The sequence below is a fragment of the Sphingopyxis selenitireducens genome (assembly GCF_051550705.1).
Lineage (GTDB): Bacteria > Pseudomonadota > Alphaproteobacteria > Sphingomonadales > Sphingomonadaceae > Sphingopyxis.
Genome location: NZ_JBPULG010000004.1, coordinates 376,195 through 392,415 on the forward strand (window position 1 = coordinate 376,195; position 16,221 = coordinate 392,415).

Here is a 16,221-nt window from a genome sequence, read left to right on the forward strand (position 1 = left end):
TAAATTCCTATACGGCGGGGCCTCCCTAGCTTCGAAGGAGCCGCAATTTCGCGGCATCAACCAAGGAGGGTCCCATGGACCGCAATGACATCGTCGAAGACGGCATCGAAGAACTGGGCGTCGCGAGCGTCGAAACGCTCGGCCAGATCCCCCGTCGGCCGGAAGCCGATGGCGTCCAGTTCGGACTGGGCGGCGGCATCTCCGCCGAATGACGGACCGGAGGGCGCGCCGCGCCAGCGCCGCGCCCTCTTTTGCCGATGGACTATCATCTCCTGCCTCATGTCAGCTTCGGGTTTGTGGACGATCGCGCCGTTGCGCTCGATCTCCGCAATGATCGCTATTTCCTGATTGCCGCGGTGGAGGCCTCGGCTCTGCGCACAGCCGGTAACGCGGCCGGGGGACCGATCAACGGGGCGGGCATCAACGCATTGGTGCGACGCTGCTTGGTCGGCACGGGCGCGGGGCCTGCAATCGCGCCGGTCGTCGCCGAGCCACTCACTCGATCCGCGATCGAGATGGAAGCAACTAGCCGCCGGATCGCTTTGCCTGAAATCGCCCTTATTCGTGCGCAAGCGAGTCTCAGCTTGCGCTTTCTCAGGCTGCGAAGGACGCTGGCGAGGTGGCAGCGGCTGCGCCTGCGCTATCGGAGCCGGAAGCCTCCGCAAGATGTCGAGCTCGCTGCGATGCAAATCGCGCAGGGCTTCGCCGACGCTCGACTCCTCCTGCCGGCCAAGACTTTGTGCGTACCCGACAGCCTTACACTGGCTTGCATTCTTTGGCGCCGCGGAATCGATGCCGATGTCTATTTCGGGGTCCGGCTCGCGCCCTTCCTTGCGCATGCCTGGGTGCAGCGCGGCGACATGCTTCTGTCCGACACGCTCAACACGGTCGGCGAATATACGCCGGTGTTCCGTCTGTGACCCTCGCCGTCGCCTTCCTTCAGTTCGATGGTCCGACGCCGCCTCTTCCCGGCGGCATCGTGGAACTTGCGCGGATCGGGCCAGCACGGGTCTTCGGCAAGCAGACCACGATCCTGTCGAACTCGGGCCGCGCGATACTCGTCGGCTATGCGTTTCGCCGCGAGACATTTGCACCATGCTCCGTTCTTGACGCCGAAGCGGCCCGGAAGATCGTCGAAAGCGAAGGCGGATGGGCGATCCGGAACCTGTGGGGCAACTATGTCCTGGCGTGGGTCAATGCCGAACAGCAGGTGTTTATCCTTCGCGCCCCGCTCACGGGGCCGGCCATTTTCTGCGCAAGCAAGGTGAGCGCTGTCGCTCCCGGCACAGCGCATTGCGCCTTTACGAACCTTGGCTTGGCCCGCGCTCTCGGTTTTGCGCTTGACCGCCCCGATGCCGGAGCGATCGACGCCTATCTGCGTTACCCGCTGCTTCGCGCACCGCGCGCCGGCATCGAAGGCGTGATCGAAATCCTGCCCGGAGAAATATCGAGGCTCGATCATCCGGGTCGCCGGCCTCAGAGCTGGCTTCCCTGGGACTATGCGACCGAGCCCCCGGTCCGCGCCGATTCCGCCGAACTCGCCGGCATCGTCCGGAATTGCGTTCGGGCATGGAGCGGTCGCTTTGCACGCGTCCAGCTCGAACTCTCCGGCGGGATCGACAGCAGCATCGTCGCTGCCTGCTTAGCCGATCGCGCGGACCCCTGGCGGGCGATCACGATGGTCACCGCTGAACCTGATGGCGACGAGCGGCCTTACGCCCGAGCTGTAACCGATCGGATAGGGGCGCCGCTAGCCGAGCTGATGCTATCGCCAGAGCCGGCGGATCCGATCCCTGCGGCCGCTGCGCCGCGCGTGCGGCCGGGCGGCTTTGGGCTCATCGCTCCGACCGATCTCGCTCTTCTCGCCTCGGCGCGCGAATTCGGCGCCGAGGCCATATTCTCCGGGACGGCAGGCGATGGAGCCTTCGGCTACCAGACCTCGATCGCGCCGGCGCTCGATGCCTTTCATTATCGGGGCCTGCGGGCCGCCTATGGCGCTGCGCGCGACCAGGCGCGCATCATGGATGACAATATCTGGAGTGCACTTCGCCACGGACTACGCGGATATATTCGCGGAATCCGGCTTTGGCCGGTCGATGAGCATTTACTGTCGCGGCGCCACGCTTCGACGAGGCCCGGCCATCCCTGGTTCGACGATGCCAAGCGTTTTCCGCCGGGCATCCGGCGCTATGGCCTCGGAATATTGCCGATCCAGCCATTCCTCGACGGATATCGCCGATCGCAGCATCTGCCGAAGATCGCCCCGCTGCTCGCGCAGCCGCTTATCGAATATGGCCTTGGCGTGCCGAGCTGGCAGTGGGGCGAGGGGGGCGTCAATCGGTCCCTCGCGCGCGAGGCGTTTCGAGCCGAACTGCCCGAGATTGTTTTGAACAGACGAAGCAAGGGCCGGATCCTGTCGATGTTCCTGCCCGCCTTCGAGCAGAACCGGAGCCGATTGGCCGGTCATCTGCTCGATGGCTGGCTGGCGGGCGCAGGGCTGCTCGATGTCGATGCGATCGGAGCAAAATTGTCTGGACGCGAGCGGGCCGACACGACGGATATGCTACGCATCCTACAATTTGCGGACATCGAGGTGTGGGCCAGATCGGTTGCTGGCGAAGGAAGGTTCGCGGGGTGATCGTCCACGTCACCATGAGGACGGCGATCGGCCAAAGGCCGTGCCGGGCGCGCGCCGGGGAACGGCGCCCGGCACGAACCTAGCGCGCCGGAGCTTGCAAGGACTGCCCCGCGCGAAGTCGTTGCCAGCGGACATATTGTGCCCGCTTGGCCGGATCGGGATCCACGTCACCCTTCAGCCAGTATCGATACCAATCGAGGTTGCGTTCATAGACGGCGCGCTTGTGGACCGGCTGATATTTGATGTGAATCTCGTCGGCGAAGGCGAACAGTTCGGCGGGTTTGCCCGCGAGCCTCAGCTTCGTGTTGAGCTCGACGAGGTTTCGAACCTCGGACTCGGGCGCCTGCATCAGGAGCGGTGTGTCGATCGCCTTGGTATCTGCGGCCGGCGACAGGATGCGCCAGCGTTTGGCGTCGATGTCGGGATCGCCAGCCTGCCAGAATTGCCGGAACGTCTCCTCGAAACCGCGGCCGGGGAGGGCGTTCGACCAATAATAATGTGCCCCGACTTGCCCCGACGAGATCGTCGCGGCCGCGAAGCGCTTGCTCTTGCGGATGGCCCAAAGCGCCACGCTCGATCCGAAGCTGAGCCCGCCGATCCCGACCTTCGCGCGATCGATATGCTGGCGGGCCGCAAGGTCGTCGATAGCCTCTTCGATTGCTTTCAGCGCCAGCTCATATCCGGCTTCCATCGGCGCGCCTTCGGGCGGCTGTCTGGCATTGATGCACAGCACCGCAATCCCTTGCTCGACGAGCGGGAGCATCGGAATCTCGTCGCCGACCCCGCCTTTGAGGAATCCGGCGCAGCGATAATATTGGATCACGAGCGGCGAGGGGCCTTTGGCCTTGGCCGGTCGAAGCAAAACCCCGTCATGCCCATTCTTCCAGCGCATCGGGATCGCGACTGCCTCAATGCGTGCCCTGAGGTCTGCATTGGGATCGGCGATGGTCTGGCGCCGTCCTTCGGAGAAGGCGATATGGACGAGACGGGGCGGTGCGATGGGATCGGATTCGGCACAAATAAGCGCAGCGCGCGCGATGGCACAGCGTGGTTGCCAGATCGGCGTGCGTTCGGCGCCATCGGTCGTCGTGAGGAATCGTGCGGCACGATCGCCGATGCGCCACAGCCATATTTTCTCGCGCGCGCCGGCCTCGCTCTCGAACAGGATGAGCATGTCGTGGCCCGGGCGCGCGGCGATCGCCGCGAGGTTCGGCGACCGGCAAACCGCTGCCTGGCATTGAATCTGACTGCCATCGGCGCGCGTAACCGTCAGGTGGCGCGCGCCGTCATTCGCAACGATCGATGCCGTCCCGCCGTCTTCGAGGCTTATCGTCTGGTCTTGCCCGGCACGGGCCGGAACAGGCACTTCAGGAGCGGCCGCTGCTCCGACGCCACCAAGGTCGACGACGGTCTCCTTTTTTGGCGCATCCCAAAGGATGCGTGCCCGGTCGAACCAATTGCGGTTCCATCGCTGCGATATGCGGCGACCGTCTTCGATCTTGCCGCCGGCAACTGCCTGGCCGAGATCCACGCCGTCGTCGACGAGAACGCCTTCCTCATAGGCGTTCTCCTCCGCGGCCGCGACCTCGGCGCGGGAAGCCCCCGTCGTGTACCGCAGCGTCCTTCCGCCAGGTGATAGACCAAAGTCTATGATGTCGGCGGGATCGACGATCTCGCGTTGGAGGCCGGTGTCCGCGCGCCAGTGCCAGATCGCGACTGCGCCCTCGGCGAGCGCGAGGAAGCGAAAGCCACGGGAATCTGGGTCCCAGACCGGCGTCTGCTCGGCGACCGATCCCGCGCCGTCATGCCGGACAGCGCCGGCGCTCCCCGCATGAACCGGCGTCCCGCCTCCGACCTCGGCCACATACCAGTCGAGGCGCGTATCGTTGGCGCTAACCGAAGGGCGCGACACGCGGAAAACCACGCGCTCGCCATCGGGCGACAGGGCCGGGCCCATGATGTCGGCGACTTCGGCGAGGTCGCGGGCAGTGATGGGGGCGCGGATTTGATCCCGCGCCCCCGCCGCAGGCACTGCCGACACGAGCAGCGATGCGAGCATCACCATCCGATGATCGCCTGGAGCGCGAAGCTGCGCCCGATCGCGCTGGCCTGCTCAGGGTCGTAGCCGATGGTGACGCCTGTCGAGCGGAACTGCGCGTAGGGCGGATCCTTGTCGAACAGATTGTTCACGCTGAAGGAGAGGCGGAACGATCGTCCGTCCTTCGCCGCCGACGGATCTCCAATACGGACGCCAAGCTGCAGGTCGACCGTCGTCCAGCTCTTGACGCGTTCGGCGGGCGTCACCCCGAGATTGTGATAGCTCGCGACGTGATTGACCGCGACTCCGCCGTCGAAATCGCCGAGTATCAGCCCTGCGCGACCGCGCAGGCGAAGCTTGACCGGCGCGCCGAGCGTGCCCGCGACATTGTTACGTGGTGCCGTGTCGGTAATCCGGTTGTCGATCGTAAATAGACGCGTGCCTCCGATCGACAGGTTGATGCTGCCGTCTGCGAGTGGCTTCGCATAGGCCAGATCGAAATCAAGCCCCTGTACCGTCGAGCGCGAAAGGTTCCGCGTTCGCGCGTCCACGATCGCCATCACTTCGCCTTGGCCGATCCCGATCGGGTTGGAGAAGCTCGGGTCGGCGAAGTATGACGCGACGACCGCCGGATCCGGAGTGTCGTCGATCAGTCCGCCATAGATATCGCGGCGGACGAGGAATTGTTGGAGGAAGCTGGTCGCCGTGGCGATGCGGTCGCGATAGCGGATATCGAACCAGGTGAGATTGACCTTCACGCCAGGCAGGAATCGCGGTTCGAAATCGACGCCCGCCGTCCAGCTCGTCGCTTTCTCGGGCCCGAGGTCGGGGCGATATCCGAGGAGCAGGAGAACCGCTGTCTGGCCAGTCGGCGAGGATGGATCGTTCAGCCGGAACGTCTGATAGAGCGCGTTCGCGGTCCCGACGAGCTCGTCGAAGAAGGGGGCTCGGAACGATCGTCCGTAGGAGGCGCGAAGCGCGAGACCCGGTAGCGGCTCCCAGCGCGCGCCGAACTTCGGATTGGCGGTGTCGCCGACGTCCGAATAATCCTCATATCGGCCGGCCGCCGAGATGTTGAGCGAGCCCGGGAAGCTGTCGCCCGCACCGAAGACCGGGATAGCAAGTTCGCCATAGATGGCCTTCACGATTCGCTTGTCGGGCAGACCGTCGATGCCGAAGCGGAGGGGCCCGTCGGTGACGAGGTCGAAGCTTTGCAGATAGTCGAGGCTGTCGCGGCGATATTCGGCGCCGATCGCCAGTTTAACATCCCCAGCAGGCATCGCGAAGAGCACGCCGTCGGCGCGCACGGCCGCGTTCCAGTTCTTGTAGCGCGTGCGGACCGTGATGCTGCCGCGCAGACCGTCTATCAGCGCCGGGTCGTTGACTGCGCCGTCACCGAACAGGTTGATCGCCTGTGCCGGATCGCTTGCGGCGACCGCGCGGGCGAGACGGAGCAGGTGGACGATATTGACCCCGTCATAGCCCTCGCGTTGCTGCCCGTAGCCGCCGGAGAGCTCGACATTCCAGCTGCCGATATCGGCGCGCGCTCCGAAGCTGGTGTTGAGCGCCTTGACAGTGCCCCGGACACCTTCCGGACCGAAGTCTGCGGTCGGATCATAATAGACCATGATCTCCTCGCCGGTGCCGATCGGGTCGACGTAATAAGGATTGTCGGGCGTCACGAACTGCTGCGATAGGCCGATCACTCGCCGCCGTGCTTCAAAGTCGCGCTTGGCATAGAGGCCACGCGCGAACAGGCTGACATGATCGCCGAGTTGCTGCTCACCGCTCGCGTAGAAGCTGATGCTTTCCTGTTTCGGAAGGATGTCGACGTTGCGCCGTGCATCGCCGCGCCGGAAATCGCTGCTCGGGGTTAGCTGCGCGGGCGTGAGCGCGGTGCCGTCCTGACCACGCGGAATCAGGAAGCGTTGGCCGTTTGCCGCGACGATCGTGCCGGGGTTGCTGAAATTGGATCGGAGGTCGGGGCCGCCGAAGGGCCGCAGATCCTCGGTTGCGAAGGCCCGCTCTTCCGATCCGAGGTGGCCTCGCCGATAATATTCGCCAGCGATAACGAGGTGACCCGTCGCCCAGCCGGTGCCGACGATCTGTCCGAGCTGATACTCCCCAAATTCGCCATCGGCGGTGCCCACACGAAGCCGGGTCTCGGCCCCGTCGAAGCGGCCACGAAGGCGGACATTGACGACGCCGGCGACGGCGTCCGACCCGTAGATTGCCGAGGCGCCGTCGGTGAGGATTTCGAGACGGTCGACCGCAAGCGAGGGCAGCATCGAGATATCGGCGAACGCGCCCGACGCGCCGCCGAGCGCGGGACGCGCGCCGTCGATCAGGGTCAGCGTCGATCCAGTCCCGAGACCGCGAAGATTGATGCCGGTGCCATAGCCGATATTGCTCGCGGCGTTGCCACGCGCCGAGGTCCCGACATTCGCTTCGGCCGGACCGCCCGAGAAATTCTGTGGAATCGTCTGGATGAAGTCGGCAAGCGTCGTCCGGCCGCTGCGATCGAGCGCGTCGCGGTCGACCGCGATGAGCGGCGATCCGGCAGGCCCGCTCCCCCGGATGCGCGAGCCGGTTACGATGATTGCTTCGCTCGAAGAGGCCTCAGTCGAGCTGGACTCCTCCGCATCTCCGTTTCCCGATCGAAGCACCCACGCGCCTTCGATGAGCTCGATCGTCAAACCAGTCCCGGAAAGGAGGCGCGCGAGGGCGGCGTCGGGGGAGAGGCGTCCGCGAACTCGGGTGCTGCGCCGACTTTCCAACAAGCTCGAGGCCGCGATGACCTCGCGGCCGGATATGTGGGAATATTTGCGAAGCGCGTCGCTAAGACGCTGGGCCTCGATATTGTACGCCTGTTCGCCCGTCTGCGCGCACGCGCTGGGTGCATAGAGTGCAGCCGCCGATACGCCCGAAGCCAGAACAGCCGCGAAAAATTTCATCGTCATTCATCCCTCCCGTGCGGCCGATTTTGGCCGTCTGCAGGGAAAAAATGACGGGTACTCCGAACACCCTATGGGTTTTTCTTGGTCGTCCTACTGAGATTTCGTGCCGAGAATTGGTCCGTTCGCACCGAACTCGACCTTGAGATCGAGCGCTGCGCCGAGCTTCAGTGCAAGTTTCCGGGCATCGGTCATGTCGAAACGTCCCGTCACCCGAAGTGACGCCAGCGCTGGATCAGCCAAGCTGATCTTGACGCCATTGTCGCGGCCCGCGCGGTCGAGGATCGCACCAAGCGGGAGATTGTCGGCCCACAGTGACTTTGCAGGGGCCTTCGCTTCCTCGTTGGTTATCGGCTCCGGGCCGGTCGACCTGACCTCGGCGCGTTCGCCAGGACGGAGGCGAAGCGTCTTACCGCCCTCGAGGCGCCGCACCTCGACTGAACCTTCGACCAGTGCGATGCGCGGTACATCCGCACGCAGATCGACCTCGAAGATGGTGCCGAGTGCGCGGGTGACGGAATCTCCGGCCTCGACGAAAAAGGGACGCGAGGCGTCGTGTGCGACCTCGAACCTGGCGCGGCCGTCATGCAGAATGACGCGGCGTTCGCCGTCCGTGAAGCGTGTCTCGATGCGGGCGCCGTCCATCAGCGTCACGCGCGTACCGTCGGCAAGCCTGTTCTCGCCTTGCGCCGAATTGGTGGCGACAATCGGCTGGTCGTTGTCGCGACCGACCAGATACCAGGCGAATCCGACTGCCATCACCGCAGCGAGTATCGTGGCGAAAGCCCATCGCCGCCCGCCGAGTTCACGCTCCGGAGCATCGGCCCGCACATCGGCCGCGATCCGCGCGGTCGACATGTCGCCAGCCCAGTTCCAATTGTCGCGCGCTTCGTCATAGGCCTTGGCATGGCCCGGCTTGGCCAGCCACTCGTCGAACGCTTCCCGGTGCATATCGGCATCGGGCCCCATCATCTTGTCGAGCCAGGCGGTGGCTTCGCTATCGGCGCGGCTCACTGCTTACCCCGCGCACGCTTGATGGCGGCAAGGGCTTTGGTCATGTGGCTTTCGACCGTCTTCACGCTAATTCCCTTGATTCGAGCGATCTCGGGATAGCGCAGTCCTTCGAAGCGATGCATCAGGAAAATCTCCCGCGTGAGCGGAGATAGCCTCGAAATGGCTCTTTCTGCCCGGCGCAGAACATCGCGCGCTTCAAGCGCGTCATGCGGATCGCTGGCGCCCTCATGCTCGTCGCCGAAACTGTCGTGCTGCGAGCGATGCCGCCGCCCGTCGGCGCGGGCATATTCGGCGAGCAGCATCCGCGCGCTCTTCTTCAGATAAGCGCCCGGGCCGTCGACCAGCGCCGCGAGGCCGCCGCGCGCGCTCGCAAAGCGGCTGAAGACTTCCTGCACAAGGTCGCCGACATCCTGGTTCGGGGCCCGGCTGCGGAAAAAGCGGGTGATTTGCGGCCGGTGTTCGGAGTAGATCGCCTCGATGCGCGCCGAGCGCCCGACCCGCTCCCAATCCTCTGGCGGCAAGGGATCGCCGCCGGAAACACCCGGTCGCTCGCTGTCCTTGTCCTCGAAGTCCATACCTGCCGCCTTCCCATTCGGGACGAAGGCGGCAAGCCGGGCGTTGAGAACTTGCTTAGCGAACAAGCGCCGCCGCCTTTGGCCCGAGGGCTTGGACATGCGCAGCGGCCACCCGGCAGGATGGAATAGAAAACTAAGCTAGGCAGGTTCTCACGCCTGGCACCGTGCGCCTTGCCCGATGCGAGGCCAAGCATAGCTTTGCCTATGTTGCTTGCAAGCTGGCAGTGCGGAGATAGGTTCAGATCGAGTCTAATTCATACGAACGTGGCGCTATTTCACACCCTTGCCGCGATGAGACCGGGAAGAACCGCGGCGACGCAGCTCCGCTCTTCGCTTTGTCAGATTGCCGCTACGATCTCTCGCAATCGATCTTCCGTTCTCGATATTCGTCCGGTCCCACCCAAGAGCGCTCCGCCAATCTGGTCGGCGGCGGCGCCCGCGCAAGCGAGGCGAAGCCTCACTCCTCTGCTTCGCTTCGGCCATGCGGGTGCGCGCCCGCCTCGGGCCGCCGACCTGCCCGGCTGCACGCCCGGGATGGTCCCGGGCAAATCAGCAGGAGTATCGACATGGCGAGTATCGGCATCGTCAGCGGCAGCATCGAGAAGGGCTTTGTGGGCCAGCTCATCACCCTGTCCATCAAGGCACCGATCGAGATACGACCCAACCGCAGCAAAGCGAGCGACGTGCAGCCCGACTATCGCGTTTGGTCCGATGGCGTCGAGATCGGAGCCGGCTGGATCCGCGTTGCCGAGCAATCGGGGCGGCCCTATGTCTCGCTCTCGCTCGCGACGCCCGAGTTTGGGCCGCGGCGCATCTACGCCAATCTTGGCCGCGCTGCAGGACAGGATCGCGACGATGTCTTCGCGATCATCTGGACACCCGCGGACTGAAAGGCATTCATCTCGCGGCATCCTTGCGCATCGGAACAATCTTCCGGGTGCAAGGGTGCCGCCACCTTGTTAGGGTGACCCCAATGCAGAGCAGCCTCGAACATCTTCCCCCGCACAAGCAACGCGAGATCGAGCGCGTCGTCGAGATCATCTTCGAGGAATTCGAGGATGCGCTGGCGCTCGCGACGCAGGACTGGAAGCGCAAGGGCCGGATTTCCAAGATCATCCTCTATGGGAGCTATGCGCGGGGCGGCTGGGTCGACGAGCCGCACACGGCAAAGGGCTATCAGTCGGATTATGACCTGCTGATCATCGTCAACGACAAAAGGCTGACCGATCGGGCGGACTATTGGTCGAAGCTCGACGATCGGCTCATTCGCGAACTGTCGGTGACAAAGCGGCTCCGCACGCCGGTGAACTTCATCGTTCACAGCCTCGACGAAGTGAATGCCGGACTGACGCAGGGTCGCTATTTCTTCATCGACGTCGCGCGTGACGGGATCGCGCTATACGAGGCCGATGGCCGGGAGCTTGCGGAGCCCAAGCCGATGACCCCGCATGCGGCGCTCGAGATGGCGCGGGAATATTTCGAGGAGTGGTCGGCCGGAGCGTCAGAATTTTTTGAGACGGCAAAGTTCGCGCGGCAGCGTGGTTGGAGTAAGAAGGCTGCCTTTCTGCTCCACCAATCGGTCGAGAGCTATTATCATTGCATATTGCTCGTCTGCACATTCCACACTCCGCACATTCATAATCTTGCCTTTCTGCGAACACAGGCGGAGCGGATCGAGCAGCGACTTTTCGAGGCATGGCCGCGCGAGGTGAAGGCCGATCGGTCGCGGTTCGAAAAGTTGAAGGAAGCGTACATCAAGGCGCGCTACTCGAAGCATTACGCCATTACCGCGGAGGAGCTGGATTGGCTCGGCGCGCGGGTCCAGCGCCTCGCGGAGATCGTCGAGATTATCTGCCGTGACCGCATCGCTGAACTTGAGGCGACGGCACGTCAGGCGGGGTAAGGCCCGCTACTTATTTCCGCGAAAGCGCTCGAAGCGAGCCTTGCCCTCGGCAGTCTTGACCGCGACATTGGCATTGCTGCATTCATCGCCGCGCATATCGCCCGCCGTGCAGCTTCGGACGACGTCGCGTGCCTCATCGAGATTGGCCTCGAAATATTGGACACTGCGCGTCTCGGGCTGGGAACATGCTGTCAGCGTCGCCAAGCTGGCGATCGCCAGCATCTTGAAATCGATCATCACTACCTCCGATGAACGATCCTAGCACCGACAATCAGGTCGATGCAGGGGCATGCCGGCAGATAGAACCAGATTGAGGCTAAATGTCTCGGACAGTGCCTTGGAGGGGGTCTGAAATATCCTTGGCATCGCTCGCGCCCGGGGCGGCGGGATTAGATATTGAAGGTCGCGGGGGACAGGCTGCTGCCGATCACGGACTTGCTGCCATTGCTGAGATAGCGATTGCGCCCATCGCCGGTTCGCGAGATGGGTTGACCAGAAGAATAGAAGCAATGCCCTTACCGGACACGGCGGGGCGTTGGATGCGGAGAACAGCGGGTGTCAGACGAAATTTTGGACAATCTCGTGGCAACGATCCGCGCGCATTACGACCAGCCCGATCCGCCGCCGCTGCTGCTTTCCTATTTCGGGCAGAAGCACAAGAACCTCCTGGGGCAAGTCAAGCAGGCCTTTGGCTCGCTCAAGGCCGCGATCAAGGCGGCGGGCGAGGACCGGCTTCGCTTCGTCGACCTGACCGCCGGGCAGGAGGCGGTCGCCCCGACAGACGTTGCTGTTGACGTCGGGCAAAAGCTCGAGCGCGAAACCGCCGCCCAGCGCCAGGCGGCGGGGTCATTCGACAATTTGCCCTATGCGCTGCGCATCGCCTTGGTCGCGCGCATCGAGGCGGGGCAAACAATCGCGGTGGAGATGGTCCGCCCGTTCCGCTTTTCCAAGGTCACGACCCCCGATCTGCTTCGCCCCACCCAGCGGCTCCTCCCCGATGAATATCGCCGCCCCGGTCTCGCGCTTCGCTCGGCCTCGGTGCAGGACCGGGAGAAGCTCTGGCATCTTTTCCTGGCATGGTGCGAAAATATCGAGGCTGATCCCGCCCAGTTCCAGCAGGGCGAAGCGACGACAGCACTAGGGCGGCTCATTTCCGCGCAGCCCGCAGAGATCGTCAATCGACTGATTATTCCCGCCGATATCGCGGCGATTTTGCTCAAGCACGCCTGAGCCGCGTGGCGAAGAAGAAGTCGGTCGCCGAACTGTCGCGGCCCGAGCGGCGCGGGCCGCCCGGCCCCTCACCATTGCTCGTTATCGCCGGATTTCCGAAAGAGACCGCGCTGGTGGCCGCCGCGACCATCAATAATGCTCCGCACTCGCGCTGGCGGGCTGTGGCGACACAGTTCCGGGACTCAGACGACCGGATCTATGCCGATATCGAGGCGATCCGGCGGCTTGGCGAACGCGCCTGCGGCTTTGCGGTCAAGGACAAGACAGATGGTGAGGGGATTCCGGCGCCGAGCCGGATTGCGCTCGCTTATATCCCGCAGCAGGACGACGAGCGACTGTGGGACGTGTTTGGCCACGCGGTCTGGCCGCTTCCCATCGCGCACCCCGACTGGAACTTTCCCAAGGGGCGGCATTGGCGGCACCATATCGAAACGGTAAACCTACTGCTCAGGCGCGCGATGGCCAGCATGGAAACCGGGCCGGCCAGCGACCTGCAAATCCGGATTGAGGCCCGACGGCCGGAAGAGGTCCTACTTCTACCTGGGCGAAATTTCCATCTCGATGATGGCGGGCGTCTCATCAGCCGCTTTCGCGCCTTCGTCGCGGGGCAGATCGGCGCCGATGAAATCGGTCAGGGGATCCGCATCGAACGCTTCCCCTATGAGCGGCTCCAAGGCTTCTACGCGCGCGTCGGTGGCCGCAACAAAAGCTTCGCTCTCGATCGCCGCGATATCGTCTTCGCGAAGAGTGAGCGAGGGCAGCATGGCGATCATCGGCAGGTCAACGCCGACGTGCGGCTGACCGAGGCCATCCTGCAGCGCATTCTCGAGAGCCGCTACCGTTTCGGAACGCCGCTCCGGCCTGCGGGTTTCCAGCACGATGCCCAATATGAGAAGGATCGGCCGCTCAAGGATGAGCCGTTCGATTGCACGATCAGGGGCGCGGTGACCGTGAGCGGTACGCACGCCAACATCTATCCCGGCGATGTCATTCCCTGAAATGCTGGGCCCAAAATAGTAAGGGGCGGGCCTTTCGGACCCGCCCAATACATGGACACGTTACCTTCATTTTCCATCGACCCGTTGGTTTCCCAACTGCACGGTCCCCAAAGTCCCGCAGCTCGAAGCTGCAGCTACCCGGTTTCCACGGAGCAAAGGCTCCCCGACAACATGATCTCCGGTTTCGACCGGAGATCAGTGAGCTTTCTGCCTTATGGAGGTTGAAGCTCGAATTAGGATAACGCCAAAACTGACTGCCCTCCTTGTGGGGCACAACCCTTAAATAGTCGCAAATCGCCGGAATGGCAAGTTTTCTGCCGGAGCGCGGTAGCCCTTGGCGCTGTCATTGGCTGGAGCTGCAGGCTCCATCCGCTTATTTCGTGCCGAGCCGCCGACTCTTTCGCCTGGTGCCGGTCGGGACCGACGGAGCACTGCGAAGCTTCAGCCGCCCGAACGCGCCGCAACTTCCTTGCCAATGGCTTCCCTGGCATCATTGATGCGCTGAAGCGCTTCGGCCGCGTCGCCGCTTGGATTCGGTCCGAAGATTTCGGCGCATTTCTGATAAGTCGCCTCAAGCCGCTCGAGCTCTTCCTTTAGCACCGCGAGCGCGCGCTCATCAAGAGGAGGAAGGCCCATTTCATTCTCCTTGGCGTAGGTTTGCGCCGACAAAATCTGCGGCTCGACGATAATCGCATGGACCTTCTCGTTCGCGCATCCGCGTCTTCAGATCAAGCGGCTCCTGCTAAGCCACAAGCTCCTCGTCAGTTCGCGGTTTTTTTTAAGGTCGGCTACCGATATCGGCCTGTGGTTACAAGATGTTGGCATGGCTATTTCTCTTCGTCACGGAGCCGAGATATCGCGCCTGCTTCGTTCACGAATAGTATCTTCAGCCCGAGCTTCGCTAAGCTGTCGCCGATTTCCTGGGCTAAGCCTTCGTATCTCGGGAAATTTGGAAAGCCTAGCGCCACGGTTGCGTAAGGGAATTCATTCTGCAATCTCATTCCTTTGAGGATGGCGTGCGAAAACCAATGTTGCGCTTGCAACGACGGGCTCGTTCGCTTCTTTTCCCCTGCGCGTTTCGCATCCCGATAATGCTTCGAGGGGTAGCCTTTGACTTCCACGAACAATGTCTCGCCCGATCGCTCGGCGTGAATATCCGGCCCCCGTTCGCGTGACGCCGTGTCAGCGCAGCGAATGATGGTCCAACCATCGCCGACAAGAAAGGCGACAAGCGTGGCGACGACATGACCCTCCCAAAACCAGTCCGTGGGAACAGTGGCATTGGGTTTCGATGCCCTCCGGGGGATTCCGTCTGCTTCCGGTTCTGCTTCGTTAGGCAGAGGAAAATTGCCCATCTTTCCATCGGCTCGGCGATGACGCCGGAGCCCGCCGATCTCCACCAGCGCTCTGCAAACATTGTTGACGGTCTGTCGCGGGCTGATGCCGAGAGCGCGCGCAATCTCGCCGTCGTCAAGGCCGGGGTATCAGCCCAGATGCTCCAATATACGTTTTTTGTGCCCCATCGGGATATTGTGCGCGGCGCTTTCAGTTCGTTCAAGATTTATGGTCGTTTGCGCATCTTAATCACCGCACAAGCCTTCGAATTATTTTGAAATCTGTTCAACTCGCCGCTGCGCGCGGCGGAAAATTGGCGCGGCGCGATTATCGAAATCATGTATGAAGAGCCAATGTCTCGCGCTCCAGCTCCGATTTACCTCGACGGTTTCGCTTCGCTACCTCTCGCGCCCGAAGCGCGCGATGCGATGCTCGATGCCTGGGGCATTCCAGGGAACGCCGCCTCGCCACATGCTGCGGGCGAGCGGGCGGCGGCTCTCATCGCGAAAGCCCGGCGAGCGGTTGCCGATGCGATCGGGGCGGCGCCGGGCGAAATCATCTTCACATCGGGGGCAACCGAAGCCGACAATCTTGCGATCGTCGGTGTCGCGCGCGCGGCGGCTTCTGCCGGGGTCAGGCGCCGCCGTATCGTCATATCCGCGGTCGAGCACAAGGCTGTGCTGGAGCCCGCTTTATTGCTCGAAGCCGAAGGCTTCGAATGCGTTCGCGCGCCTGTCGACCGTTTCGGCGCTGTCGATCTCCCGGCGCTGCGCAATCTCGTCGATGCCGAAACCCTTCTTGTGTCGGTGATGCTCGTGAACAATGAGACAGGCGTCATACAGCCTGTGGCCGAGGTCGCCCGGATAGCGCGAGCGGCGGGCGCGCTTGTCCATTCCGACGCGGCGCAGGCGCTCGGGAAAATAGCGATCGATGTGGTCGATCTCGACGTCGATTATCTCAGCCTTTCGGCCCATAAATGCTATGGCCCCATGGGTGTCGGCGCGCTTTACCTGGCGGCAGGGACGACGCGGCCCCAGCCACTCGTGGCTGGCGGAGGCCAGCAAGGCGGGCTACGTCCAGGAACCGAGCCCGTCGCGCTCCTCGCTGGTTTTGGCGCCGCCGCTGCGCTGGCGGTTTCACGGCTCGATGCCGATGCTGCTCATGCGCGAGCGCTCGCGGAACAATTGAACAACGAGCTGGCGGCGCGTCAGGTGCGCCTCCGAAACATAACAAATGCCCACTCGGTCGTTCCCGGGAGCCTTGCGATCTTAATTGAAGGCGTCGATGCTGACGCGCTATGCACCGTGCTCGGCACTTCCGTGCAGATCTCGACGGGGTCGGCGTGCAGTTCTGGGCAGATAAAAATTTCCCATGTACTTGAATCTATGGGATATTCTTTGGACGACGCTCGGCAGGTCGTGCGTATTTTCTGTCATCGCTATCTCGACGGCAATGCCATGACCCGTGCGGCAGATGCGATTTCAGCAGCGCTTGCCCGGTCTCATCTTGCAGCTGGCGACGTTCGCCAGTAGACAC

The 16,221-nt window shown here is 63.3% G+C and carries 16 protein-coding genes; 9 read left to right on the forward strand and 7 right to left on the reverse strand.

The window, feature by feature from the left end:
- Positions 1–74: 74 nt before the first annotated feature.
- The 3 genes from ACSYDV_RS15090 to ACSYDV_RS15100 all read left to right on the forward strand — a co-directional run bounded on the left by ACSYDV_RS15090 (position 75) and on the right by ACSYDV_RS15100 (position 2,638).
- The gene (locus tag ACSYDV_RS15090; protein WP_179499288.1) at positions 75–212 is read left to right on the forward strand and encodes a hypothetical protein; all 138 of its coding nucleotides are present in this window, start codon (positions 75–77) and stop codon (positions 210–212) included.
- 84 nt (positions 213–296) lie between these two features.
- Positions 297–920, forward strand: coding sequence for a lasso peptide biosynthesis B2 protein (locus ACSYDV_RS15095; RefSeq protein WP_438324629.1), 624 nt, complete (start codon positions 297–299; stop codon positions 918–920).
- Positions 917–2,638, forward strand: coding sequence for an asparagine synthase-related protein (locus ACSYDV_RS15100; RefSeq protein ID WP_438324630.1), 1,722 nt, complete (start codon positions 917–919; stop codon positions 2,636–2,638). Before ACSYDV_RS15095 ends, ACSYDV_RS15100 begins: the two co-directional genes overlap by 4 nt.
- Positions 2,639–2,717: 79 nt before the next feature.
- On the opposite strand, the gene ACSYDV_RS15105 is transcribed toward ACSYDV_RS15100, so the two are convergent.
- The 4 genes from ACSYDV_RS15105 to ACSYDV_RS15120 all read right to left on the reverse strand — a co-directional run bounded on the left by ACSYDV_RS15105 (position 2,718) and on the right by ACSYDV_RS15120 (position 9,285).
- The gene (locus ACSYDV_RS15105; protein ID WP_438324631.1) at positions 2,718–4,703 is read right to left on the reverse strand and encodes an Atxe2 family lasso peptide isopeptidase; all 1,986 of its coding nucleotides are present in this window, start codon (positions 4,701–4,703) and stop codon (positions 2,718–2,720) included.
- Positions 4,697–7,636 (reverse strand): TonB-dependent receptor domain-containing protein, encoded by a 2,940-nt coding sequence (locus ACSYDV_RS15110; RefSeq protein WP_438324632.1) that lies wholly within the window; start codon positions 7,634–7,636, stop codon positions 4,697–4,699. The genes ACSYDV_RS15105 and ACSYDV_RS15110 overlap by 7 nt, the downstream gene beginning before the upstream one ends.
- 87 nt (positions 7,637–7,723) lie before the next feature.
- A complete protein-coding gene (locus tag ACSYDV_RS15115) occupies positions 7,724–8,644 on the reverse strand; it encodes a FecR family protein (protein WP_438324633.1) in 921 nt (306 codons plus the stop codon).
- The gene (locus tag ACSYDV_RS15120) at positions 8,641–9,285 is read right to left on the reverse strand and encodes an RNA polymerase sigma factor (RefSeq protein ID WP_438324634.1); all 645 of its coding nucleotides are present in this window, start codon (positions 9,283–9,285) and stop codon (positions 8,641–8,643) included. Before ACSYDV_RS15120 ends, ACSYDV_RS15115 begins: the two co-directional genes overlap by 4 nt.
- Before the next feature lie 500 nt (positions 9,286–9,785).
- Between ACSYDV_RS15120 and ACSYDV_RS15125 the strand changes: the two genes are divergently transcribed.
- Positions 9,786–10,109, forward strand: a complete 324-nt coding sequence (locus ACSYDV_RS15125) for a DUF736 domain-containing protein (protein WP_438324635.1) — start codon at positions 9,786–9,788, stop codon at positions 10,107–10,109.
- Positions 10,110–10,192: 83 nt separating this feature from the next.
- Entirely contained in the window at positions 10,193–11,122 is a 930-nt protein-coding gene (locus ACSYDV_RS15130; RefSeq protein WP_438324636.1) for a HEPN domain-containing protein, read from the forward strand.
- 6 nt (positions 11,123–11,128) lie between these two features.
- Here ACSYDV_RS15130 and ACSYDV_RS15135 read toward each other — a convergent pair whose 3' ends face one another.
- A complete protein-coding gene (locus tag ACSYDV_RS15135) occupies positions 11,129–11,359 on the reverse strand; it encodes an EexN family lipoprotein (RefSeq protein ID WP_438324637.1) in 231 nt (76 codons plus the stop codon).
- 318 nt (positions 11,360–11,677) lie between these two features.
- On the opposite strand from ACSYDV_RS15135, the gene ACSYDV_RS15140 reads away from it, so the two are divergent.
- Both ACSYDV_RS15140 and ACSYDV_RS15145 read left to right on the forward strand, forming a co-directional pair.
- A complete protein-coding gene (locus tag ACSYDV_RS15140; protein WP_438324638.1) occupies positions 11,678–12,352 on the forward strand; it encodes a hypothetical protein in 675 nt (224 codons plus the stop codon).
- Positions 12,353–12,357: 5 nt separating this feature from the next.
- Positions 12,358–13,350 carry a hypothetical protein gene (locus ACSYDV_RS15145; RefSeq protein WP_438324639.1) on the forward strand — a complete coding sequence of 331 codons (993 nt, stop codon included), beginning with the start codon at positions 12,358–12,360 and terminating at the stop codon, positions 13,348–13,350.
- 441 nt (positions 13,351–13,791) lie between these two features.
- Here ACSYDV_RS15145 and ACSYDV_RS15150 read toward each other — a convergent pair whose 3' ends face one another.
- Positions 13,792–13,986: a hypothetical protein gene (locus tag ACSYDV_RS15150; protein WP_438324640.1), complete on the reverse strand. Its 195-nt coding sequence runs from the start codon at positions 13,984–13,986 to the stop codon at positions 13,792–13,794.
- Between the two features lie 191 nt (positions 13,987–14,177).
- The gene (locus ACSYDV_RS15155) at positions 14,178–14,705 is read right to left on the reverse strand and encodes a hypothetical protein (protein WP_438324641.1); all 528 of its coding nucleotides are present in this window, start codon (positions 14,703–14,705) and stop codon (positions 14,178–14,180) included.
- Between the two features lie 18 nt (positions 14,706–14,723).
- Between ACSYDV_RS15155 and ACSYDV_RS15160 the strand changes: the two genes are divergently transcribed.
- Both ACSYDV_RS15160 and ACSYDV_RS15165 read left to right on the forward strand, forming a co-directional pair.
- Complete coding sequence (locus ACSYDV_RS15160; RefSeq protein WP_438324642.1) at positions 14,724–14,963, forward strand: hypothetical protein; 240 nt, start codon at positions 14,724–14,726, stop codon at positions 14,961–14,963.
- A gap of 150 nt (positions 14,964–15,113) precedes the next feature.
- On the forward strand, positions 15,114–16,217 hold the full coding sequence (locus ACSYDV_RS15165; RefSeq protein ID WP_438324816.1) for a cysteine desulfurase family protein: 1,104 nt from the start codon (positions 15,114–15,116) through the stop codon (positions 16,215–16,217).
- Positions 16,218–16,221 lie beyond the last annotated feature (4 nt).

Excerpts from the sequence above, each read along its gene's own strand:
- ACSYDV_RS15155 (WP_438324641.1), bottom strand. The coding sequence starts at position 14,705 with ATGGGCAATTTTCCTCTGCCTAACGAAGCAGAACCGGAAGCAGACGGA.
- ACSYDV_RS15130 (WP_438324636.1), top strand. The coding sequence starts at position 10,193 with ATGCAGAGCAGCCTCGAACATCTTCCCCCGCACAAGCAACGCGAGATC.
- ACSYDV_RS15160 (WP_438324642.1), top strand. The coding sequence starts at position 14,724 with ATGACGCCGGAGCCCGCCGATCTCCACCAGCGCTCTGCAAACATTGTT.
- ACSYDV_RS15110 (WP_438324632.1), bottom strand. The coding sequence starts at position 7,636 with ATGACGATGAAATTTTTCGCGGCTGTTCTGGCTTCGGGCGTATCGGCG.
- ACSYDV_RS15105 (WP_438324631.1), bottom strand. The coding sequence starts at position 4,703 with ATGGTGATGCTCGCATCGCTGCTCGTGTCGGCAGTGCCTGCGGCGGGG.
- ACSYDV_RS15090 (WP_179499288.1), top strand. The coding sequence starts at position 75 with ATGGACCGCAATGACATCGTCGAAGACGGCATCGAAGAACTGGGCGTC.
- ACSYDV_RS15165 (WP_438324816.1), top strand. The coding sequence starts at position 15,114 with ATGCTCGATGCCTGGGGCATTCCAGGGAACGCCGCCTCGCCACATGCT.
- ACSYDV_RS15135 (WP_438324637.1), bottom strand. The coding sequence starts at position 11,359 with ATGATCGATTTCAAGATGCTGGCGATCGCCAGCTTGGCGACGCTGACA.
- ACSYDV_RS15125 (WP_438324635.1), top strand. The coding sequence starts at position 9,786 with ATGGCGAGTATCGGCATCGTCAGCGGCAGCATCGAGAAGGGCTTTGTG.
- ACSYDV_RS15150 (WP_438324640.1), bottom strand. The coding sequence starts at position 13,986 with ATGGGCCTTCCTCCTCTTGATGAGCGCGCGCTCGCGGTGCTAAAGGAA.